Source organism: Nocardiopsis lambiniae (assembly GCF_031845465.1).
Classification (GTDB): domain Bacteria; phylum Actinomycetota; class Actinomycetes; order Streptosporangiales; family Streptosporangiaceae; genus Nocardiopsis; species Nocardiopsis lambiniae.
On record NZ_JAVREP010000001.1, the window covers coordinates 207,539 to 230,484 of the forward strand.

A 22,946-nucleotide genomic window follows, 5' to 3' on the forward strand; every position below is an offset into this window, starting at 1 on the left:
CTGTCGTCGCCGACCCAGAGGTGGGACGTCCCCCTAACGCAGCATCTTCCCTACTGCCGTCGCGGTATCCGAGCGGTCGGCCACTCGGCCCTCCGACAGGGACGCTCGGGACCGAAGGCGGAGACCCACAAGGTTGTCAGCGGTCCTGCGGGCGCACGAGACCATTCTCGTAGGCAGCGATGACGAGCTGGGCCCGGTCGTGCGCATGCAACTTGGTCATCACACGGTTGACATGCGTCTTGGCGGTGTGCGGCGAGATGACCAGGTCGGCGGCGATCTCGTCGTTGGACAGGCCTGTGCCGACCATGGTGAGCACCTCGATCTCACGCTCGGTCAGGTGCGCGAGCGCCTCGGGCACGCGCTGGTCGGGTGCCGACTGCCGCACGTAGCGGTCAATGAGACTGCGCGTCGCCGTGGGTGACAGTAAGGCGTCTCCCCGGTGTACTGCGTGGATCGCGCCGACGATCTGTTCCGGTTCGGCTCCCTTGCCGATGAACCCGCTCGCCCCGGCACGCAGCGCACCGACGATGTACCGGTCCTCCTCGAAGGTCGTCAGGATCAGCACCCGAACTTCCTGTAGATCCGGATCCGCGCAGATGGTGCGTGTCGCGGCGATACCATCCATGCCGGGCATGCGAATGTCCATCAGTACGACGTCTGGCCGCATCCTGCGGGCGAGTTCGACGGCACGGCCGCCGTCGGCGGCCTCGCCCACTACTTCCAGCCCGTCGCCGTGCGCGACGAGGTCGATGATCGCCGTGCGGATCAGGGTCTGGTCATCGACGACGAGCACGTTGGTCAGACGGGAGCCTCCCGTGGCGGTCGTCCTGTTCATTCGGGGTTCTCCGGCGTTGATGTGGGCAGTTGCGCAGTGAGCACCCAGGTCCCGTCCTGACGAAGGCCGTGCTCGAGCGTCCCGCGAACCGACTCGACGCGTTCCGCCATGCCGACCAGGCCGTACCCGGTGCCCGTCCCCCGTGTGGCGACAGCGTCGGCACGCGGCTCCGGTGCGGGGTTGGCGACGGTCACCCGCAGCGACCGCGGCAGGTACTCGATGACCAGGCTCGCTCGGCGGCCCGTTCCGTGCTTGTTCGCGTTGATCAATGCCTCCTGGATGACCCGCATCGCCGCTACATCGACCTTTCCCGGGAGGTCGTACGGATCGCCCACCCAGCTCACTGTGGCTTGCAGGCCGTGGGTGGCGAAATCGCGCACGACGTCATCGAGTTGCGTCAGCCCCGGCGGTCCGATGTCGGAACTTGCCGGATCTCGCAAGGTGGTCAGCAGGTCACCGATCTCGGTCAGGACCGACCGGGACGCCTCACGGATGGTCGCGAGTGACCGCTCAGCGTCATCGGGCCGGTCCCTCAGCGCCGACGACGCCACCCCAGCGTGCAGATTGATCACAGCGATCTGGTGTGCCACCACGTCGTGCAGATCCCGGGCGATCGCAAGCCGATCCTCTGCGACTCGCTGCCGGGCCACTGCTTCGCGTGTATTCTCGGCGCGCACCGCGCGATCCGTGATGGCGGCCATGTGCTCACGCTGCGTACGGATTGCGTCACCGATGGCGCCACCGAGCAAGACGACCAGCACCGACTGTGGTACGGCAGTGTGCGCGGCCAGGGCTGCACCCAGCATGACTACGGCCAGAACGGCGGTCCCGGCCAAGGACCTGCGCCGATCGACCTGCAGCGTCACGGCGTAGCCCGCGATCGCCGCCGCGGTGACCACCCCCGGGTTGAACAAGCCCAGCGGCACGCTGATCCACGCGAGCACCGTCAGGAGCGGCAACACGACGAACGGCATGCGGTCGCGAGCCAGAAGGATCGCCGCGGCGAGCAGATTCAGGGCGAACTGCTCAGGCGACCACACCACCGAACTCGTGGGCTGATCGGGAACCAGGCCCACCAGAAGCACGAGCAAGGTGGCGCCCGCATGACCCGCCCAGCGACGTTCTCGGCGCGACGGCTCCAACATGTCACCACCATTCACCCCGCACGCTCCCTCCTGACATCGATAGTTCAGGATTCACGGTCGGCGCCACGGCCGCGTCCCGCGATGGCGGGATCCGCATGTACCGCCACTGCGGTACTGCTCCGCCAGGGCTTGGGCCCACTCGAGACGAGCACCGAGTTCGGTTTCGTCGGCACCCGTGGGCACATCACCCGCCGCTGACGCCAACGAACCTCCATGGGAGGCATGTCCTGCCACTATCCGATCGGTCTTCGCGCAGTGCTCGTCCGGTCATGGTGCCGCTCCTTGGGAAGCTGCAAACACTCAGCCCAGTCTCTCGCGTCCCATCCGGTCCACTTCACCGGTGCCGCAATGCTCAAACACGAACAGGTTGGCATGTACCGGCTTCGGTGGAGCCGTGTTTTCGGATTCTCAGGCCACGGTGCTCGGTGGTTGCTCCGGTGCTGGGGGACGGGGCGGTCCCCGGTGGTGCCGGGTGGTCTTGTGCGGTGTCGGTGCTGCGGGGCGGTAGGGGAGCTAATGGGGCATAGTGGGGCGTATCGGCGTGGCCGGAGCGGACTTTTAATCCGTGGGTTCAGGGTTCGAGCCCCTGGGGGCCTACTCACAAAACCCCAGGTCAGAGGCCCTTTTCGAGGTTCCCGGCCTGGGTTTTCCTCGTCTCCGGCGACCGTCGATTGCTCCGAACGTGCTCCGTTGTCTTCGCCGTGTCTCCCACCTCACCGAGCAACCCGGAGCAACACCCCTGTTCGGTGCCTTCCAAACCCGGATGATTCGGGAGCTTTCACCCCGCTCCTCCGGAAATCCGTTGGTCGACACCCGCTTCCAGCGGACGCATAATCCGTTACTCCATCCCCGCAGGTCAGAGGTGCCACTGCGTGAAAGGGGAGCAAGGGCGGAGGAGCCCCGGAAACAGTGGTTCCGGGGCTTAGCGGTGAGTGCGTGGTGGGTCAGGCCAGGCGGCTGGTCTTGACACCCTGGAGGAATCCGGCCCACTCCGGGGAGGCGAAACTCAGGTGACCCAGGAGGGGGTTCTGCGAGTCGCGCACGTCGGCTCCCTGCGAGCCCTCGCGCGCCTCGACACAGTTGGTGCCCCCGTTGCTGTAGCTGCTCCTGTGCCAGTCCGTGCCAGGCGGCACCGGTGACTTGTTCATCGCTAACCCCTTCTGCTCATCACGGAGGTATGGCGACATCATGCACTGCGGCGGTGAGGCTCTGGGTTGTCTTCGCGTTCGCGGCCGAGGGCCGACGAAGTGATCGAAGTCCGACCGCGCGTGCCGCCTCAAGCCCCAAGCTCGCGCTGGACGGCCCGAGACGGTTCGGATGCGGATCGGTCCTGCACCACTGCGCCCGGTGCGGGACCGACCCTCGTTAGGTCGTGGCCCTACTTGGTGATGGCGTTGATCAACGCCGACCACTCTGCAGCCGACACGGAGAGGAGTCCTAGGTCCCTGTGCTGGGTGTCTCGGACGCGAGTCTCCGGGCCCTCCGAGACTTCCACGCACTCGCCCGTGTTGCCGCTGTAGCTGGACTTGTGCCAAGGGACGGAGCTCATGCTGCTCCCCTTTCCGCCAGTGACTGGATCATCTGCACGCTTTCGGCCGGTGTCAGTGCAAGCGACCGTAGAGCGCCGAACCTGAGGGTGTTAGCTGCAACTAGATCAGGTTCGGTGTAGAGGGTGCCACGTCCAGCGCCTTCGCTGTACACAAGGTACTCGCTCGGGGTCATGCCGAGCAGGGTGAAGCTTCCCTCCAACGCGCAGTGTGCCCCGCGTCCATAGGGCAGTACCTGGACCGTGACGAAGGGCTTGCTCGTCACGACATCAACGATCCGCTGGAACTGTTCCCTCATGACGTCAAGGCCACCGATGGTCCGATGCAGCGTCGCTTCATCGATGACGTACTGGACCAGCGGAGGTGTGCTCCGGTCCAGCAGTTTCTGTCGTTGTAGGCGTGATTGCAGCAGGTCGTGGAGTTTCTCTGGCGGGCTTGGAGGATAGGCCGCTTCCAGTGTTGCTCGTGCATAGGGCTCTGATTGCACGAGCGCTGGAACGACCTGAGCTTGAAACTGCTGGATGACCAGGGCTTTCGCCTCAATGTCAACGTACTTCTGAAGCCAACGGGATGGTGCTGCCCGACCTTGTGGCCACAGATTTCGTAGCCGACCGTTGGCACCGAGTGCCTTGTCAGCGGCGACGGTGAACTCCTTGGAAGGGCGGCGCTGAAGTCGTTCGATGGCCCCGACCTGCTGGCCCGAGGTACCTGTGAGTCTCCCCAGCTCCCGCTGGGACAAATCGGCCTCTGTTCTCAAACGTATCAATTCGCGGGCAAACTCTTCCTGGGCGACTTCATCAACGATCTTTGGTTTTCCAGTCATGGCACCAAGAAACCACAAACGCAAGCAGCCTGGTAGTGCTTGTGCGATTCGCTCTCCAGAAATGGCACGTCTCTGGACGCTTCAGCGCTGGTCAGCGAGGGTGTGCGTACCGAGTGGCACGAAAGCGCCACGGAATCGCTTCTCGGTGAGGGTGCAATAAGGAACCCGGCAGCTGTGCGACCAGCTCCGGGTACGGCCCTCACCCCCTACACCCGAGGTGAGAGCATGCCGGATTCTACCGTCCCGGACGCAGTCCCCCCAGGGCTGCGCACGTTATCCCACATCATCGGCCTCCACCATTTCGGATGGGTGGTGCGCGTCCTGACCCGCGCCGTTCCCGAAAGGCAGTGGGCCGCCTACGACCGGGCGCCACTCACCGCGGAGGAGATCGCCTGCGGCTTGCGGACCGCGCTCTTCGCGCCGGCCGTGGCCGCTCTCGAACTCTCGCCGGCCGCGGAGTCCGCCTACCGAGAGCGGGCAGGGTGGTGACCGCGGTGGCCCCGGTTCGGCAAGCGCTCCACCAGGCGCGGCGCACCTTCCCGGGAGAAGCCCTCACCACGGTCGCGCTCTCCCGTACCTGGGTGGAGTCCATTCTTCGCACCTGGGGCATCGCGGTCCCCGACATGCTGCCCCTCGTGACCTCGGAGCTGGTCACGAACGCCCTCACCCACACCCGCAGCGGCCTGCCCGGTGAGAACGTCACCCTCCGCCTCTATGTCCACGAGGACCGCATCAGGGTCGCGGTCAAGGACGCCGGCCCCAAACCCGGCCGCGCCCCCAGGCTTCGCCCCCGGAACGCCTCATCGACCCACGGTCGCGGTCTCCTCCTGGTCGAGGCCCTGTGCCTGGAGTGGGGAGTGCTGACGGTCGGGACCGGGGTGTACGCGGAGATCGCACGGTGAGCCGGGGCAACCGCCACCGGCGTCCACGAGACCTCCCGCGATGAGAGAGCCGTCACCCATGGCCATGGCCCGAGCACCCCCTTCCGGCGCTACCGACCCGACAGGAACCGAACCCTCATCCAAGGAGTGAACCCGATGGCAACGGACACCACCCAGGCCCCCGCCCCGCGGACGGCCCCCGACAACGGCCTGCTCATCGCGGTCGAGGACATCGCCGCCCTGCGCTCGCGCGGCGACCAGCCCTCCGACGGCGGCGGCACCGGCCGCTCCGACACCAACGACGGCTTCCACTAGGAACCCCCTGAGGAGCACCCTTGTCCGCTGATCTGATCAGCGGCCGCCTGGGCGGGGACACCTTCCCCGCCCAGGTCCTCGGCCGCCACCACCAGCGCTACCCCGCCCCCGCAGGCAACCCGGATATTTTCGCCGACCTGCTCACCTGGCAGGACCTGAACCGGCTCCTGGCCACCCACCGCATCGACACCCCCCGCGTGAGGCTCTCGGCCGGAGAGACCATCGAGGTCGGCCGCTACACCCGGCGGCGCCGGTACCGGCGCATGCCCGACTGGAACGCCCCCGTCCCCCACCTGCTCCACCGCCACCTCCGCGAGGGCGCCACCCTGGTGGTGGACGCCATCGACGAGATGCACCCGCCCATCGGCGACCTCGTCGCCGGTATGGAGGCCTGGCTGGGCACCGGCATCCAGACCAACGCCTACGCCAGCTGGACCCCCAAGGAGGGGTTCGGCGTCCACTGGGACGACCACGACGTCATCGTGCTCCAGGTCTTGGGCCGCAAGCGGTGGCGCATCTACGGCACCACCCGCACCGCACCCCTGCACCACGACGTCGAGTTCGACGAGGACCCGCCCACCGACCCGATCGATGAGTTCGTCATGGAACCCGGCGACATCCTCCACGTCCCCCGCGGATGCTGGCACGCGGTCGCCGCCTCCGAGGGCGAACCCAGCCTGCACCTGACCTGCGGGCTGAACACCACCACCGGGGCCGACTTCCTGACCTGGCTCACCGCCCGCATGGTCGAACACGAACAGGTCCGTACCGACGTCCCGCGGGACCCGGCCGCGTTCACGCACTGGTCCTACCGGATGAGCGAACTGCTCACCGCCCGCCTCCAGGACCCGGCCGTGGTGGGCGAGTACTGGCGGAGCGGCAACGAGACCGCCACGGCCCGGATGGAATTCAGCCTCCCCGTGGCCGTGACAGGGCACCTCACCGACACCTCTTTGCTGCGTCTGGCCACCTTGCGGGGAACCCTCACCACCGGCCGGGGCGAGGCCGTCTACGCCGCGCAGGGGCGCCGCTGGCGCATCGCCCCCGCAGCCACCCCGGTGTTCTCCTACCTGGCCGACACCGGCACCGCCACGGTCAAGGAACTGGCCCAGCTCCTCCCCGCCGTCCCGCGGGATGCCCTGGTCGACCTGCTGCGCAGACTGCTGGAGGACGGGGCCCTGGTGTGGGAGGGCGAGGCGGGATGACCCTGCTGGGCCTGGGCACCTACCGCAGCCGCGACGTGGTCACCTCGGCGACCATCGCGGCTGCGGCCGGATGCCCCCTCATCGACACCGCCCCCGCCTACGGCAAGGGCACCCACCAGGCGGCCCTGGCCCCGGTTCTCAAAGAACACCCCAGGGTGCGGATCGCGACCAAGATCGGGCACATGACCACCGGCCAGGCCCGCGCCGCCCTGACGGGTGGGGTGCTCACCGAGGCCGAGGCCGCTACCCGGCACAGCATCGCCCCGGCCTATGTGCGCCACCAGGTGGGCATGAGCCGAGCCGAACTCCGGCGCCCCGTGCTGGACCTGGTGTACCTGCACAACCCCGACCACCACAACGGCGACCGGCAGGGATTGCACGCCCGGATTCGGGAAGCGTTCACCCCTTTGGAGGAAGCCCGTGCCGAGGGGATGCTGCTCGGGTACGGGGTCGCCACCTGGTCGGGGTTCCGGGACGGCGCGTTCACCGTCCCCGAACTGGCCCGCCTCGCGGAGGAAGCGGCAGGAGATCCCTGCACTGGGCTGGCAGCGGTGCAGTTGCCGGTGTCCATGGTGGAGATCGATCCGATCCGCCAAGCCCTCGCCGGAAAAGGCCCGATCCCGGCCGCTCGCGGTGCAGGATGGGAGGTGTGGGGATCGGCGCCGCTGCACGGCGGAGACCTGCCCGCCCGCATCAACGACCCGCTGGCCGACTACATCGCCACCGGCACCGACCCGGCGCGAGCGGCGTTGCTGGTCGCGGCCTCCACCCCCGGGCTCACAGGGGTCCTGCTCAGCACCACCAACACGAACCACTGGCGCCAGGCCGCCGAGACGGTCACCGGCCAACGTCTGTCGCCGCTTCGACTCAAGGACATCTGTGGCCTCCTCCAACCCGTTCCCTGACCTGACCGGGCCCTGGCACCGGGCCGCCCGCGAACTCACCGCCACCCCCGACTCTGGAGGGCGACTGCGGGCGGGGATGGGCGGCAGAACCCTCGGCGGCCCGGTCATGGTCCAAGGCATTCAGGGGTGGTTGCGGGTCATGGCCGCGCCCCGAGCGGGCGGCAAGATCTGGGAGGGCGCGAATCTGGCCGACGTCCTCCTGCCGGAGGAGGTCCCCCGGCCCGCCCTGCTCGGCGACCTCTCTTGGAGCGACGAGAACGGCCTGGTGTTCCAGGCCCACCTTTGGGAACGTCTCTACGGAGAAGCCCTTTCACCGACCCCGAACCTGGACATCCCGATCTTGGTCACCGACCAGTGGTGGAACGACCTGCTCACTGCCTTGGATCACCTGCACCGGATACCAGCTCCGATAGGGCGACAGGTGATGACGCAGGACTACATCAACCGCATTCCCCGCTTCATCCCCGCTCTCCATGGCCGGGACCTGACCGTGGAGCGGTGGGAGACCTCCCACGGAGACCTGCACTGGGCCAACCTCACCACCGATCCACTCCAGATCATCGACTGGGAAGGCTGGGGCAGCGCCCCGGCCGGGTACGACGCCGCGGTCCTGCACGCCTATGCCCTCAACGAACCCGCAACCGCAGCACGGGTGCGAGAGGTGTTCGCCGACGTGCTCGACACCCCGGGCGGGCGTCTCGCGCAGTGGGTGATCTGCGCCGAGATCATCCAAGCCGCCGACCGCGACCGCGTCCACGCCCGTCTTCAACCTCACATCAAACTCTTGGCGGAAAAGCTTCTCGTCCCCTGACCGCAGGTAGTAGACGATGGCCCATGAGCATGACCGTGAATCCAGAAAGTCCGACACTACGGCACTTAATACACACCAGGCAGACCGTTTTGGTGCTCGGGGTCGCGAAGGACAAAGGTCAGATGTGCGGCCGTGAGTACCTTACTTGGGAAGGGCAATACCGAAGGCATCCCCTTTGACCCCGTTACCGAGGTCGAGGTCAGCCTGGGAGTAGGCCCGAGCGGAGACTAGGGTGCCACGTTCCATTTCGAGGACGGTGACCGTCCCGGCTGCGTTGCCCGGGGCGCCGATGAGGGGTTCTGCGTGTCCGTCGTCGTCCATGTCGATGATTCCGACAGTCCAGCCGAAGTGGTCGTGCTTGGCAACGATTCCGGGCACCCCTTCGACGTCCTGGTCGATCCACACAGAATCCGCCGGAGAGATGCCGCCGTCGGCGTTGCCGAACAGGATCATGGCGGCCCCGGAACCGGTGGCACTGCCGATCGCTTCGCTGCGCATGCCCACGACCAGGTCGTCAATGCCGTCACCGTCGATGTCCCCTGCTGCCAGGTCGGAGGCGAAGTAGTCCTCCGGTTCGGGGGTACCGCCGATCCCGGGGGTGGCCTGATTGATGACTTCGACATTGCGGTGAGAAAGGCCGTCGGCTCCGGCGTAGAAGATGGCGAGGCTACCTGCTGCGCCGTCTTCGCCGACTTTCTGGTCGGATACTCCAACAGCGATGTCGAGGTAGGGATCATCGTTGAAGTTACCCAGGGCCAGGGCGCTTCCGGAGAACTCACCGATGCCGTCGACATCGGCTGAGTTGATGGAGTCCCCACCTGTTGGTCCCGTAGTGAAGGGGCCGTAGAGGACATGGACGGATCCACGGTCCGAGCTCCCAGCGATCTGCTCGCCGAGGGTGGAGACGACCAGATCGGCCTTCCCATCACCGTTGACGTCACCGACGGCGACTTGTTCACCGAAGCGGTCACCGGATTCCGGAGCTCCTGGGACGTTGGCGGTGGACTGGTCGATGGAAATCGTCGAGTTCATGACGAGCCCTGAATCGGACCCGAAGATGATGCGGATGGTCCCTGCATTCGGTCTGCCGTTGGCGCTATCGAGGGGTTGGCCGATGATGAGGTCGTCATATCCATCGTTGTTGAGGTCTCCAGCGGCTAGGGAGTACCCGAAGATCTCGTCTTTGACCACGCTACCGGGGATACCGGCGCTGTCCTCGTGGATCGACTGGCTGCGGGCGTTGATGAGCCCGGATCCACTGCCGTACTGGATGGTGACGTATCCGGCGCCCTCCACATCGCCGATGGCCTCGAAGGGGATGCCCACCGCCAAGTCGGCGTATCCGTCGGCGTCGAAGTCGCCGCTGGCCATGCTCTGGCCGAAGCTATCGTTCTTCTCCGGTGCTCCGGCGACGTCGGCCGAGTCCTGGTGGATCAGGTAGCCGGAGCCGAAATCACCGGTGATGCTTCCGCTGGCGATGGCGACGGAACCGGCGTTGGCATGACCGTTGAGGGTGTCCCCCGGTAGCCCCACGGCCAGGTCGGGGTAGCCGTCCCCATTGAAGTCGTAGGGGGTGGCTCGGGGGTCGGTGAAGCTGGCGACGAAAGCGTAGGTGCCCATCCCCCCGATGACCGCCACGCCGGTTGCGGCCGCGAGCCACTTCTGTGAAGTGGACAGCTGGGAACGCTTCTGCTTCATCAGGCACCTTCGACGTCAACATTGGGACGGCGGAACCCTAACCACCCTGAACCTCACAAAAGGCTCTCATTTTGTCATGTTTTCATAACTATGCAAATGTTCGATACGTTATTCAAAAGTTGTGGTGGTTTTACGTGTTTGACCCTAATATGTCCGGGTTCTAGTAGGGCCGACCGTGTCGTTCTCCTTGCCCCGGTCGGCCTGTTGCTGTCGCATCGCAAGTGAAGGAGCGTCGTGCACGCGTCGCACCATGGCGGAACCCTGAGCCGTCGGATCTGGTCCTCGACCCTGGCCGGTGCCGTCGCTCTTTCCCTGGTGGCCGGTGTCCTGGCGCAACCGGCCTGGGGGCAGGGCGTCTCTGGTGCACTGGTGCCCGCACAGACTCCTTCGGGGCCCGAACAGCTCGGCGGCGACGCCTCCGGCCGCGACCACGAGGTTCCGGCCGAACACACCGATGCCACGGGCGGCAACGACCTCGACGCCGCCGACCTCGAAACCGACAACGACGCCCTACCTCTGGCTGGCGGAGCCGCCCCCTTCACCCCGGTGACCCCGGACATCGATCCCCAGGAACTCACCGACCAGACCGAGGACATCGTCGAGTCCACGCCTGCCGGTGAGGGATTTGACCCGGAGCAAAGTCAGGAGCTGGTCGACGAGCGCACGCGGTGGACCAAGGAGTTCGAGAACACCGACGGCACCACCACCACACTCCTCTACACCGATCCGGTCCACGCCCGGGACGAGAACGGCGCCTGGCAGGAGATCGACACGACCCTGGTCCCCAAGGCCCCGGCCGCCAGCGCCCCAGCAACAGAGGGCGACGAGGACCTCCTCGGCATGGCCGTGGAGGAGACCGACCTCACCGTCTCCACCGACGGGGACTCCCCGGAGCTGGTCACGCTCGGCGTCACCGAGAACGGCGAGCACAGCGTCGCCTTCGGCCTGGAGGAAGCGGCTCCCGTCACCGGCCGGACTCAGGACGACACCGTCCTGTACGAGGACGTGCGCCCCGATGCGGACCTAGAGCTGCAGGCCGCCCCCGGCATGGTCAAAGAGACCATCATCCTCAACTCTGCGGATGCGCCCCGTGAGTGGACCTTCCCACTCGAACTCAACGGCCTGACACCGGAACTGGACGACCAGGGCGCCGTGCTCTTCTCCGACGCCGACGGCCAAGCCCAGGCCGTGATCCCCACCGGGTGGATGGAGGACTCCTCCTTCGACGAGGAGACCGGTGGCCCCGCCCTGTCCGGTGCCGTGAGCTACCGGGTGGAGGAGACGGACGGCGACTGGTCCCTGGTCGTGGTGCTCGACGACGCGTGGCTGGACGACCCCGACCGCGTTTACCCCGTTCAGGTGGACCCCAGCGTCGCCGACATCGACACCAACGGTGATTCCTTCGTCCAGAACGACTGGCCCACCACCAACTACGGCAGTGACGACGAACTCAAGATCGGCAGCTACAACGGCAGCACCCGGGCGATCAGCTACCTGCGCTTCGGTGACGTCAACAGCGAGCTGAAGAACCGCTACATCCTCAACGCCGACCTGGTCCTGTTCAACCACTGGTCCGCGAACTGCTCGCCCCGCCAGATGCGGGTCCACCAGATCACCGAGTCCTGGTCGGCGACCACCGTCACCTGGAACAATCGCCCATCCAGCTCCAGCACCGCGGTGGCCACCGACTCCTTCTCCCACGGTGAGAGCTGCAGCGGTGCCAAGTGGGAGACCGTCGACCTCGGCAAGAAGGGCGTGGACCTGGTCCAGGACTGGGTCGAAGGGTCGGTCACCAACCACGGCCTGTCCCTGTGGGCCGACTTCGACAACACCAACGCCTGGAAGCGCTTCGGCAGCCGCCAGTCCGCCAACCAGCCCTACCTCGCCATCACCCACAGCGAGTGGGGCGCCTCCTACGACGTCGGCTCGCTAACCGAGCCGGTCACCGGCGGTCAGGGCGGCGAGGTCACTGTCACCGTCACCAATCTCGGCAGCCAGGACTGGGAACCCCAGGGCTGGAACGAGTTCCGCCTGGGCACCCGGGTTCGGGACAAAGCCACTGGCGAGCTCCTGGACGCGGTGGCGTTCACCCGCCTCACCGAGCGCCTCACCCCCAACGACTCGGCCACCCTCGACGCCCGCATCCCCCCGCTGCCCCCGGGCGAATACCTCCTCAACTTCGACATGCAAAGGCTCCAGGACCAGCGCTGGCTCTCCAGCGAATCGGTCCCCGTGACCACGGTCACCGTCAAATCCCAGGACGTGGGGCCGCGCATCAACGACATCTACCCCCGACCCGGGGCACAGGTCGGCAGCCTCACCCCCACCCTGTTCGCCGAGGGCGAGAGCATCGACAACTGGCCGACCGACGCCAAGGTGGAGTACTGGTTCGAGGTCTGCACCGACAACGACGGTGAGCCGGGCGAGTGCGTCGACTCCACCTGGCAGGACGACCGCACCTGGCTGGTCCCTGAGGGCACCCTGGCCTGGGGTGAACAGTTCCTCTGGCGCGTCCGCACCCGCGAGGGCAGCACCACCAGCCCGACCAGCCCCTACTACCCCTTCGTCACCGCAGTGGAGCAGCCCGCCATCACCTCCCACCTGGGCGGTGTCGGGCTCAGCGGCGCCGGACGCGACGTCGACCCGCTGATCGGCAACCACACCCTCACCGACACCGACGCCGAGGTCGCAGCGGTCGGACCCGCACTCGGCATCCAGCGCACTTACAACAGCCGTGACCCGCGCACCGACAACGTCTTCGGCGCCGGGTGGAGTACTCGCTTCGACATGCGTGTCAGCCCCGATGATGACGGCACCGGCAACGTCGTGGTCACCTACCCCCACGGCCAGCAGGTCCGCTTCGGCCAGAACCCCGACGGCACCTACGCACCCCCCTTCGGGAGCTTCGCCACCCTCACCTCCACCGACGGGGGCGGCTGGCGCCTGACCGACAAGAACCAGACCGGGTACGTCTTCGACGCCTCCGGCCAGGTCGTGGAGATCACCGACTTCCGCGACCGCACCCAGCACCTGGACTACGCCTCCGACGGGACCCTGGCCAGCGTCACCAACCCCGGCGGACGCACGCTCCACTTCACCTGGGAGAACGGCCGGGTCGCCAGCGTCAGTACCGACCCGCCCCAGACCGACACCGCACCTTTGACGTGGACCTATACCTACGAGGGTGAGCGGCTCGTCCAGGTCTGCGGCCCTGAGGACACCGAAGGCTCCTGCACGCGCTACAGCTACACCGACGGATCGCACTACCTGACGGTCGTGCGTGACGCGGGCCCGGTCGCCTACTGGCGCTTGGGCGAAGCCGAAGGCTCCACCGAGGCCGACAACGACCTGCTGCTGGACCACGACCGCCACACCGGCGTCTACCACGATGTCCAGCTCGGGACCGGCGGCGCCCTGCAGGGCAGCTCGGAGAGTGCCGCGACCTTCAACGGCACCTCCTCGCATCTGCGCCTGTCCGACTGGCTGGTGGGACAGACCCCCTACCTGACCGTTGAGATGTGGTTCCGCACCGACGCCCACGGCGTGCTGTTCAGTTACCAGCAGCAGGCACTGGACGAGGCCATCACCGGCACCGCCACACCCGCCCTGTACGTCGGCACCGACGGCAGGCTCCGCGGCCAGTTCTGGAACGGTACGGTCGCACCGATCACCACCGACCAGGCCGTCAACGACGGCGCCTGGCACCACGTCGCCCTCACCGCGGCAGGTGACCGACAGTCCCTGTACCTGGACGGCGCCAAGGTCGGCGGCCTCACCGGTGCCATCACCCAGGACGACCAGCGCTACGTCTACGCCGGCGCCGGTTCCTGGTCCAACTGGCCGGGCAGCGAAGGCGACATCTCCCACTTCACCGGCGACCTCGACGAAATCGCCGTGTACAACCGTCCCCTGGGCGCCCAGACCGTGGCCGAACACCACGCCGCGGGCACCCTCTCCCAGAAGCTGACCCAGGCCACCCTGCCCAGCGGCCGCGTGCACACCACCATCGAGCACGACACCGCCCACGACCGCGTCCGCTCCTACACCGACGCCAACGGCGCCACCTACCGCATCTCCGACCACACCCTCACCGGTGCGAACGGAACCCCGCCCGGCGACGATGAGGAAGTACCCGAGACGAAGCGCACCGTCACCGTCAAGGTCACCGACCCCGACGACCGGACTTCCAGCTACACCTACGATCCCCTCAACGGGCACCGCCTGATCTCCCAGACCGACGTGTCCGGCAACACCGCCGCCTTCGCCTACGACACCGGCGGGTTTCTCGCCGCCACTACGGCACCGGACGGCACCGTCACCCGGGCCGGGCACGACGAACGCGGCAACAAGATTTCCCAGACCACCTGCCGCGACGCCTCCGACCCGGGCTCCTGCTCCACGTCCTACTACGGGTTCCACCTCAACGCCGACGACCCGCTGGACCCGCGCAACGACCAGCTGACCGTCGAACGCGACGCCCGCTCCACCGGAGCCGACGACGACACCTACGCGACGTTCCACACCTACAACGCCTTCGGCGACCGCATCGCCACCACGACCCCGGCCACACCGGACTTCCCCCAGGGCCGGGAGACCTCCCAGACCTTCACCGACGGCACCGAGACCGCCGTCGGTGGTGGCACCGTGCCCGCCGGTCTGCTGCTCACCTCCATCGACCCCCGCGGCGCCGTCACCTCACGGGAGTACTACGCCACCGGCGACCTGGCCCGGGTGACCGCACCCAACGGCCTGATCACCGAGTACACCTACGACACCCTGGGCCGGGAAGTCTCCGCCACCGTCATCACCGACGACCACCCCGACGGCATCACCACCACCCGCACCTACGACGGCGATTCCCGGGTGACCACCGAAACCGGTCCGGCCACCGTCAACGCCGTCACCGAAACCTCCCACCAGGCCTCGGTCTCCTACACCTACGACCCCGACGGCTTGCCCCTCACCGAGACCGTCACCGACCTGGGCGACACCGACCAGGTGCGCACCACCACCCGCACCTACGACGACCACGGCCGCCTGGCCTCGGTCACCGACCCCGAGAACCGGACGGAGACCTACACCTACGACACCTACGGAAACCAGCACACCCGCACCATGCCCGGCGGAGACACCTTCCGCTACGAGCACACCCCCACCGGCGACCTGGCCGAAGTCGTCCTCACCGGCTACACCGGGCACCCCGCCGACCCCCAGCCCGCCACCGACGTCGTCCTGGACTCCTACGCCTACGACCCCGTGGGCCGCACGGCCGAGCACACCGACGCGATGGGCCGCACCACCCGCTACACCTACTACGACGACGGCCTCCCCGCACAGGAGATCCGCGTCGGGTTCCGCGAGGAGGACGGCACCACCCGCGACATCGTCCTGGCCGACCGCACCTACGACGCCGCAGGCAACCTGACCCGGGAGACCGCCGGTAACGGAACCTTAACCACCACCTACACGGTCGACGCCGCCAACCGCATCACCGCCCTGGTCCTGGACCCCGACGGGCTCGCCCGCCGCACCGCCTACACCTACGACGCCGGGGGAGAGGTCCTCACCGAGACCCGCAGCGGCGCCGGTGGCGCACGCACCGAGACCTCCACCTACGAACGGGACATCACCGGAGCCTGGACCAGCCACACCATCGAGAACGGCGACCAGGACCTCACCCTCACCCGAACCCTGGACCAGCGGGGCCTGGCACTGACCGAGACCACCCCCGGCGGTGAAACCGTCCACCACACCTACGACGCCCTCGGCCGACCGGTCGCCACCCAGAGCCCCTCGGTGACCATCGAGGAATGGTCCGCCGAAGCCGTCACCGGCCGCCCCACCACCCTCGTGGGCTACAACGCCTTCGGTGAGGCCACCCACGAGAAGGACGCCCAGGGACAGATCACCCGCACCTCCTACGACGGTGCGGGGCGCCCCGTGTCGGTCACGCTCGCGGACTACACCCCGCCCGGCTCCTCCACCGCCCTGACCCCGACCCTCACCACCACCTACAACACCGCCGGGCACATCGCCTCCGAGACGGACCCGGCCGGCGGCGTCACCACCTACACCTACGACCAGCTCGGCAACATCGCCACCGTCACCGAACCCGCACCCCGCCAGGGCGAAGACGCCCCGGTCACCACCTACACCCACGACCTGCTGGGCGAGCAGCTCTCCGTCACCGACCCGACCGGCGCCCGCACCGAGGCCACCTACGACGACCTGGGCCGCCAGATCACCCTGACGCAGATCGAGCGACACTCCGCCCCCGGCGCCCACACCACGAGCCTCGCCTACGACGACGCGGGCAACCTCACCTCGACCACCACCCCCTCCGGCACGGTCGCCACCGCCACCTTCAACGCCGCGGCACAACCGGTCACGGAGACCGACCCCGCCGGGCTGACCACCTCCTACACCTACGGACCCACCGGCCTGACCGCCGCGGTCACCCACCCCGACGGCACCACGCTGCGCACCACCTACGACGGGGCGGGACGTGCCACCGCCACCACGGCCGAGGACGCCTCCGGCACCACCCTGGCCACCACCAGCACTCGTTACGACGCCGACTCCAACCCCGTCGCCACCACCGACCCCCTGGGCCACACCACCACCCAGGAATACGACCCGCTCGGAAGACTGACTACCCTCACCGAGCCCGTCGACGACGCCACCTCCATCACCACCACGTTCGGCTACGACGCCGCGGGCAACCGCACCCGCCTCACCGACGGACGCGGCAACACCACCTGGTACACCTTCACCACCCACGGGCTCCTGGAATCGGTGATCGAACCGGCCACCGACACCCATCCCGACCTGGACGACCGCACCTGGACGACTGTCTACGACGTCGCGGGCAACCCGGTGGAGGAACGCCAACCCGGAGGTGTCGTCCAGCAGCGTGCCTTCGACGCCCTGGGCCGTATCACCCAGGTCAGCGGCAGTGGTGCGGAGGCCGAGACCAAGATCGACACCTTCGCCTACGACCTGGTCGGTCGCCCGACGCGCGCGGGGACGGCCACCTACACCTACGACGACCGGGGCAACCTGCTCACCGCCGCCGGCGGTCCGGGGGAGGCGTCCTTCTCCTACGACCTCGAAGGGCGGATGACCCAGCGCACCGACGCGGCTGGAACCACCACCTTCGCCTATGACAGTGCGGGGCGTGTGAGCGCTGTCGGTGACCCGCTCACCGGGGTGCAGCATCGCTACGCCTACGACAGTGTGGGACGCCTGGGCACCATCACCTATGGAGCCGACCCGTCCCCGCAGCGCTCGTTCACCTATGACGCCCAGGGGCGCCTGCTCACCGACACCACCCTCACCCTGGGGCCGGTGCCGACCCTGTCCACCGCCTACGCCTACGACAAGGCCGGACAGGTCACGGGCAGGACTACCGCCGGTATCGCCGGGGAGGGCGAGCACACCTACACCTACGACCATGCCGGGCGCCTGACCAGCTGGACCGCGCCCGACGACACGGTCACCGACTACACGTGGGACGCTGCGGGCAACCGTACCTCCGCCGGTGAGGACAGCGCCGTCTACGACGAGCGCAACCGCCTGATCAACGGAGCCGGAACCGACTACACCTGGACCGCTCGCGGGACCCTGGCCCAGACCACGGACGCCGACGGGACCACAACGGCCTTCACCCACGACGCCCGGGGCCGGATGATCAGCGACGGGGACCTCACCTACTTCTACGACGCGCTGAACCGGCTCGTCCAGCGTGGCGGCGAGCGGATCGACTACGCGGACCAGGCCAATGACCCGGTCTCGGTGGGCGGCGAGCTCATCTCCCGGGACCTGGCCGGAATGCCGCTGTCGATCGGCTCTGGTGACGGCGCCGGGGTGGTCACGATCGCGGACCAGCACGGCGACGTCATCGCGGGACTGGACCCCTCTACGGGGGCCATCACCGGGTCGCGCACCTACGCACCGTTCGGCGAGGTGGCCCAAGAGGACGGGACCACCGGTTCGCTCGGCTACCAGGGCGAGTACACCGATCCGGAGACCGGGCGGGTGAACATGCACGCCCGCTGGTACGACCCGGCCACGGGCGGGTTCTCCTCCAGGGATAGCTGGACCCTCAACCCGGTGCCGTCGGTGCAGGCCAACCGGTACACCTATGCCAACGGCTCCCCGCTGAACTTCGCCGATCCCAACGGGCATGCAGTTATTTGTCCGCCGAAGTCCCACTGTCCTATGAAGCCATTGAGTGATAGCGAGAGGAGGGAATTTAACAAAATCGTCAGGCCTCTGAAGTATGGGACTCTCCTAAAGGCTGCAAAATGGGGCTGGAGAATCGCGAAGTGGGGAAGTCCTGTAGGAGTTTTCTTTGATGCTTGGCTGGCTCCGGGGGTGCTGGCGGATGGTACATGTGGTGGCCCCTGCTATACGCCTCCTTCGACTCCTTGGCAGCCGCCGGGCTGGGGGCCTGGAGGTGTGTACCCGAAACCTCCGGGGAATGGGGAAAACTTTTGCGTTTCGTGTTATGGGCCCAATCCTCCGTGGATACCGAATCCTTCGGGAGGCGGTTACTACTGGGATGGTGACGGAGGCGGTGGTGTTGGTGTTGCGGCTCCGCCGCCCCCGCCTCCGTGGAAGGTGATCCTCGCTGCCGTTCTCGCTATCGAGCATGCCCGTCCGGTCACTGAGGCAATAACAGATTTCGAGCTCGACCAGTTCGTCGACGACTCATTTACCTTGTCCCAGAAGGAACTGGAGGCGAATGAGCCTTATGTTCCTGGCCTGCCCTCCATCGCTGCCGACTACAGCGAGTCGCTGTACTTGACGCCAACGTCGCGCTTCGAAATGCCCTCTGGTCAGGACACACTCGTACGGCATCAGGACTGCTCCAGAGGCGCATCGGCAGTCCACTACATGCCCCTCGATGAGCATGGACGCGCGCAGGGGGTCTACGCCTGCCTTAACCGTGGTGATTTCAATTACGTGAATGACAAGGGAAACTGGGCGTTTGATACCGATTTCACGGAGATTGTCGGTACGTCGGCAGAATTCCCGATTAACTGGGAGCATATTCCGAGGGGTTATCGTGGTAGCAGTGGTTTCCACCGGGGTCACCTGCTTGCTCGGCAACTTGGTGGGAGTGGAGATGATCTGCGCAATTTTGTTCCCCTCTATGCTGAAGCGAACACGCCGGACATGGAAAAAGTCGAGAATTCGATCGCTGCTCGCGTGAAGAGTGGTGAGACGATCTACTATCAGGTTGTACCTAACTACACGGGAAGCAATCCTGTGCCCGTTTCCTTGGATATTCGATGGTCAGGTAATGTCCAGGGAGTGGGTGCGGCCCGGATTAAGAACCTGCCGTGGTAATCAGACAATGGAGGCGCTATGTCGTGGGTTGGTCGGATTGTTGATGCCGTCGAGTGGGAGCCGAGGGACATCGACATCGCGTGGGATGTGATCGAGGAGCGTCTGGGTACGCCGCTTCCTGCCGACTACAAGGAGCTCTGCCGGTGTTTCGGCGTGGGGGAGTTCAGCGGGTACCTGCATGTGTACGGTTCGCCGGGAGGTACTGATTCACAGTTGGTGGACCGGTCGGCGGCGCTGTGGCGTGTACTGGAGGAGCATTCGGCTGCGGAGGATGTCTTCGGCCCATATGGCGTCTACCGTCCGGGTGGGAAAGGTCTGATCCGTTGGGGTATGTCGGTGACGGCCGCGGAGTTCTGTTGGGCCGCTGATGCCAAGGCTCCGCCGGAGGACTGGCCGGTGGTGGCGCGGGAGGAGGCCGGTGACTGGCAGCTCTTGCCGATGTCAGCCTCGGAGTGTCTCTTCCGTGTCCTGACCGATGTCACCTTTGAGGACTTCACTGTGGCGGACATGGTGGACCCTCCGTTCTTCACGCCGTACGAGGCCTAGAAGGGGATGCCAGCCTGCGCTGTGGCAGTGCTTGCGCCTCACACTGAACCGGTGTCCGCCGGCCGGTTCCGATCACCCGTGGCCGGGCTGACCTGAACGTTCACTGAACACGGAATCGGCGACCTCCTGATCGATTTTCTGGGTGGTGGCCTCATCCGAAACGGAGCGGACAAGGGCACGCGGCGGAGGCGCTGGCCTGGCTCCTACGGATTTGATCCGTGGCCTACGAGGTGGGGTGGTTGCTCGGTGGTTGCTCCGGTGCTGGGGACGGGGTGGTCTCCGGTTGCGCCAGGTGGTCCCGCGTGGTGCTGGCGGTGCGGGGCGGCGGGGAAGTTATCGGGTCATAGTGGGGCGTATCGGCTCGGCCGGAGCAGACTTTTAATCCGTGGGTTCAGGGTTCGAGCCCCTGGGGGCCTACCCACAAAACCCCAGGTCAGAGGCCATTTTCAAGGTCCCCGGCCTGGGTTTTCCTCGTTCCAGGTGTCCGCTGGTTGCTCGAAGCTCGCTCTTTTGTCTCCCCCGTGCCTCCCGCCTCCCGAGCATTTTCGCTCCGCGCTCTTCCGCCGGGGCGCCGTCATGTCGTTCCCGCCCCGGGTCCGCGCACACCCGCCAACGCCCCGCTGGGCGCCCGTGTGCCGTGTCTGTCCCCTTGGCGGCGTGCTCGGGCCGAGGGTGCCTGCGGCCGGTTGCGGCCAGCGGGTGGTGGCAGGGGTATGAGCGGGTAGAGGAGTGATGAGCTGCGGGCGACCTCTTCGGGGCGGGACGTGTACACCGAATCTGGTTCGGGTCTGGAAATCCCGTGTTGCGTGCAGAGCATTCTCGCTGTTCAGGGGCTTGTTTGGGCGAAAAGAGGCCTGGGTCACAGGTTGGAGTGTGCTCAGGAAGGTGGTCGCGTGCAGAAGCGGTGTATCGTCGCAGGTCACGACCCCTGAAAACGGGGAAGGGTTCCGCAGGCCTATAAAGCCCGTAGGGCATGGAAACCCGAATGGATCACTCCGGCTGCGCTCTCAGGTTGTGTGTTCCGCAGGCCTATAAAGCCCGTAGGGCATGGAAACTGCACGTCTTTGTGTCGTCCTTCTTGGTTAGCGTTCCGCAGGCCTATAAAGCCCGTAGGGCATGGAAACCGAGGTTGTGGAGCCTCTCCACCATCTGCTCCTCGTTCCGCAGGCCTATAAAGCCCGTAGGGCATGGAAACCAGTTTCAGTCTCCCTGTCTGCCGTTCGGGCAGTTGCACGTTCCGCAGGCCTATAAAGACCGTGGGAAATGAAATGGCGAATACTGCCAATACGCAGGCCGGGGCGGGAGGTTGGTCCTCCTGCCCCGGCCTTGTGATGGTGGCGTGTGAGGTCAGTTTGCGGTCGGGGTGCGCTTGGCGGTGAACATCGCGGCGGTGGCCTCGGCCGCTGCCTTGGCGACGTCGGGGAACACGGTCTGGTAGGTGTCCTGGGTGAAGTGGGTGGTGGCGTGGCCGAGTTCGGCGGAGACCACCTTGACGTCGACGCCGGCGGCCAGGGCGGTGGAGGCGGCTCCGTGGCGTAGCCCGTGCAGTCCGATCGGTGGCAGGTCCGCCGCCTTGCCGATGCGGTTGAACCAGTCGGTGACCTCTGCCGGATGCCAGCCTTCACCGTTCTGGCGGGTGAACACCAGTCCGCTGTTCACCCAGTCCTTTCCGGCGGCGAGTTTGGCCTCCAACTGGTGGCGTCGCCACCGCTTCAACACCCGCGCCGTCGTGGCATCCAAGGTGATGGTGCGCGAACCCGCGTCGCTTTTCGGAGTACTCGTAATCGTCCTCCATCCCACCTGCACGATTTGGGTGGTGATGTCGATCTGCCCGTCGGTGAGCCGCACGTTCCGCCACGGTAGACCAACTGCTTCGCCGCGTCGGAGCCCTTTGATGGCGATGAGGTGGAACAGGGCGTAGAGCCAGGGGTATTTGCGGGCGTGGGTGAGAAACGCGGTGGTCTGGTCGGGTGTCCATACCATGACCTCACCCGGAACGGTGCCGTCCTTGTGCCATTTCGCGATCCGGTCGGCGGTCCACACCAGGGGCTTTTTCCTGGGGCAGGACGGCAACCGGGCGTGGGAGGCGACGTTCACCGTGACGGGTAGTTCGGGTGAGCGGACGGCGTCGGACAGGGCGCTGCGCAGGGTGGCGCGGATGCGGTGCTTGGTGGACAGCGAGGTGACCCTTTTTCCTTTGGCCTGGGCGCGCACCTGCGGGTCGGCGGATTCGCGGCATTCCAGGACGTGTTCGTTGTTCTCCTCGATCGTGGCGAACATGGCCTCGATGTGGCGGGCTTGGAGCTTGTTCAACGGCAGGTGCCCCAGGTGGGGGATGAGGTGGTTGCGCAGGTGCCCGGCGTAGGAGGCGCGGGTGCCCTCGGCCAGCCCGGGTTTGCCGCCCAGCCACTCGGTCAACCACTCCGCGAGGGTGGGGACGGTGGTGCGGACGTCCACGCCGAGGTTGATCCGCCGCTTGACCTCCTCGACCTCAGGTAGGGGTGTGCGGGCGCGCAGGGCGGTCTGGATGAGGTCGGCGACCCTGATCAGGGTTTCGGGTTCGTCCTGGTGGGCGGTTTCGAGCAGGATCTTGATGTGGGCGAGTTCGCCCAAGGCGTCCTCCTGGGATGCCAGGCCGATCTTGCGGGCCTGGCGGCGTTTGCCGTCGGCGGTGGGCGGGAGTTCGATCTGGTAGCCCCATCGGCCGTGGGTGGAGCTCCAGGTGCCGTTGCGGCGGCGCAGCTTGGGGCAGCGCGCTCCGACGGGGGTGCGGGTGTCGGGGTGGCGGCAGGTGCAGCGTTTGAAGGTGGAGCCTTCGCGTACGGTGCTCACCGGTCCTCGTTCTCCTTTGGGGTGGTGGTGCGCGCACCGCATCCACAGG

The 22,946-nt window shown here is 66.8% G+C and carries 15 protein-coding genes, 1 tRNA gene and 1 CRISPR repeat array; of the genes, 9 read left to right on the forward strand and 7 right to left on the reverse strand.

Features of this window, described 5'->3' with window-relative positions; all coding sequences use genetic code 11:
- Positions 1 to 136: 136 nt before the first annotated feature.
- The gene (locus RM479_RS00900) at positions 137 to 802 is read right to left on the reverse strand and encodes a response regulator transcription factor (protein WP_397221283.1); all 666 of its coding nucleotides are present in this window, start codon (positions 800 to 802) and stop codon (positions 137 to 139) included.
- Between the two features lie 29 nt (positions 803 to 831).
- On the reverse strand, positions 832 to 1,980 hold the full coding sequence (locus tag RM479_RS00905; protein ID WP_311509754.1) for a sensor histidine kinase: 1,149 nt from the start codon (positions 1,978 to 1,980) through the stop codon (positions 832 to 834).
- A gap of 506 nt (positions 1,981 to 2,486) precedes the next feature.
- On the opposite strand from RM479_RS00905, the gene RM479_RS00910 reads away from it, so the two are divergent.
- A tRNA-Ser gene (locus RM479_RS00910) sits at positions 2,487 to 2,577 on the forward strand.
- A 347-nt stretch (positions 2,578 to 2,924) separates the two neighbouring features.
- Here RM479_RS00910 and RM479_RS00915 read toward each other — a convergent pair.
- The 3 genes from RM479_RS00915 to RM479_RS00925 all read right to left on the reverse strand — a co-directional run bounded on the left by RM479_RS00915 (position 2,925) and on the right by RM479_RS00925 (position 4,350).
- Positions 2,925 to 3,128, reverse strand: coding sequence for a DUF397 domain-containing protein (locus tag RM479_RS00915; protein ID WP_311509755.1), 204 nt, complete (start codon positions 3,126 to 3,128; stop codon positions 2,925 to 2,927).
- A gap of 230 nt (positions 3,129 to 3,358) precedes the next feature.
- On the reverse strand, positions 3,359 to 3,529 hold the full coding sequence (locus RM479_RS00920; RefSeq protein ID WP_073380717.1) for a DUF397 domain-containing protein: 171 nt from the start codon (positions 3,527 to 3,529) through the stop codon (positions 3,359 to 3,361).
- Positions 3,526 to 4,350: a helix-turn-helix domain-containing protein gene (locus tag RM479_RS00925; RefSeq protein WP_311509756.1), complete on the reverse strand. Its 825-nt coding sequence runs from the start codon at positions 4,348 to 4,350 to the stop codon at positions 3,526 to 3,528. The genes RM479_RS00920 and RM479_RS00925 overlap by 4 nt, the downstream gene beginning before the upstream one ends.
- Before the next feature lie 225 nt (positions 4,351 to 4,575).
- Here RM479_RS00925 and RM479_RS00930 point away from each other — a divergent pair, with 225 nt between their 5' ends.
- From RM479_RS00930 to RM479_RS00955, 6 genes are all read left to right on the forward strand, one after another.
- Positions 4,576 to 4,839 (forward strand): hypothetical protein, encoded by a 264-nt coding sequence (locus tag RM479_RS00930; RefSeq protein ID WP_311509757.1) that lies wholly within the window; start codon positions 4,576 to 4,578, stop codon positions 4,837 to 4,839.
- 5 nt (positions 4,840 to 4,844) lie between these two features.
- A complete protein-coding gene (locus RM479_RS00935) occupies positions 4,845 to 5,252 on the forward strand; it encodes an ATP-binding protein (RefSeq protein ID WP_311509758.1) in 408 nt (135 codons plus the stop codon).
- Between the two features lie 135 nt (positions 5,253 to 5,387).
- Complete coding sequence (locus RM479_RS00940; RefSeq protein WP_178378580.1) at positions 5,388 to 5,546, forward strand: hypothetical protein; 159 nt, start codon at positions 5,388 to 5,390, stop codon at positions 5,544 to 5,546.
- A 20-nt stretch (positions 5,547 to 5,566) separates the two neighbouring features.
- Positions 5,567 to 6,751, forward strand: a complete 1,185-nt coding sequence (locus RM479_RS00945; RefSeq protein WP_311509759.1) for a cupin domain-containing protein — start codon at positions 5,567 to 5,569, stop codon at positions 6,749 to 6,751.
- Positions 6,748 to 7,656, forward strand: coding sequence for an aldo/keto reductase (locus tag RM479_RS00950; RefSeq protein WP_311509760.1), 909 nt, complete (start codon positions 6,748 to 6,750; stop codon positions 7,654 to 7,656). The genes RM479_RS00945 and RM479_RS00950 overlap by 4 nt, the downstream gene beginning before the upstream one ends.
- Complete coding sequence (locus RM479_RS00955) at positions 7,631 to 8,467, forward strand: phosphotransferase (protein WP_311509761.1); 837 nt, start codon at positions 7,631 to 7,633, stop codon at positions 8,465 to 8,467. Before RM479_RS00950 ends, RM479_RS00955 begins: the two co-directional genes overlap by 26 nt.
- A gap of 141 nt (positions 8,468 to 8,608) precedes the next feature.
- Here the strand turns inward: RM479_RS00955 and RM479_RS00960 are convergent, their stop codons facing one another.
- Entirely contained in the window at positions 8,609 to 10,165 is a 1,557-nt protein-coding gene (locus RM479_RS00960; protein WP_311509762.1) for an FG-GAP-like repeat-containing protein, read from the reverse strand.
- A 234-nt stretch (positions 10,166 to 10,399) separates the two neighbouring features.
- On the opposite strand from RM479_RS00960, the gene RM479_RS00965 reads away from it, so the two are divergent.
- Together RM479_RS00965 and RM479_RS00970 are read left to right on the forward strand one after the other, a co-directional pair.
- On the forward strand, positions 10,400 to 19,519 hold the full coding sequence (locus RM479_RS00965) for a DNRLRE domain-containing protein (protein WP_311509763.1): 9,120 nt from the start codon (positions 10,400 to 10,402) through the stop codon (positions 19,517 to 19,519).
- 18 nt (positions 19,520 to 19,537) lie between these two features.
- Positions 19,538 to 20,065 carry an SMI1/KNR4 family protein gene (locus tag RM479_RS00970; protein ID WP_311509764.1) on the forward strand — a complete coding sequence of 176 codons (528 nt, stop codon included), beginning with the start codon at positions 19,538 to 19,540 and terminating at the stop codon, positions 20,063 to 20,065.
- A 944-nt stretch (positions 20,066 to 21,009) separates the two neighbouring features.
- Positions 21,010 to 21,336: direct repeats of the CRISPR family, unit length 37 nt; unit sequence GTTCCGCAGGCCTATAAAGCCCGTAGGGCATGGAAAC.
- 76 nt (positions 21,337 to 21,412) lie between these two features.
- Here the strand turns inward: RM479_RS00970 and RM479_RS00975 are convergent.
- Positions 21,413 to 22,897: a tyrosine-type recombinase/integrase gene (locus tag RM479_RS00975; protein ID WP_311509765.1), complete on the reverse strand. Its 1,485-nt coding sequence runs from the start codon at positions 22,895 to 22,897 to the stop codon at positions 21,413 to 21,415.
- Positions 22,898 to 22,946 lie beyond the last annotated feature (49 nt).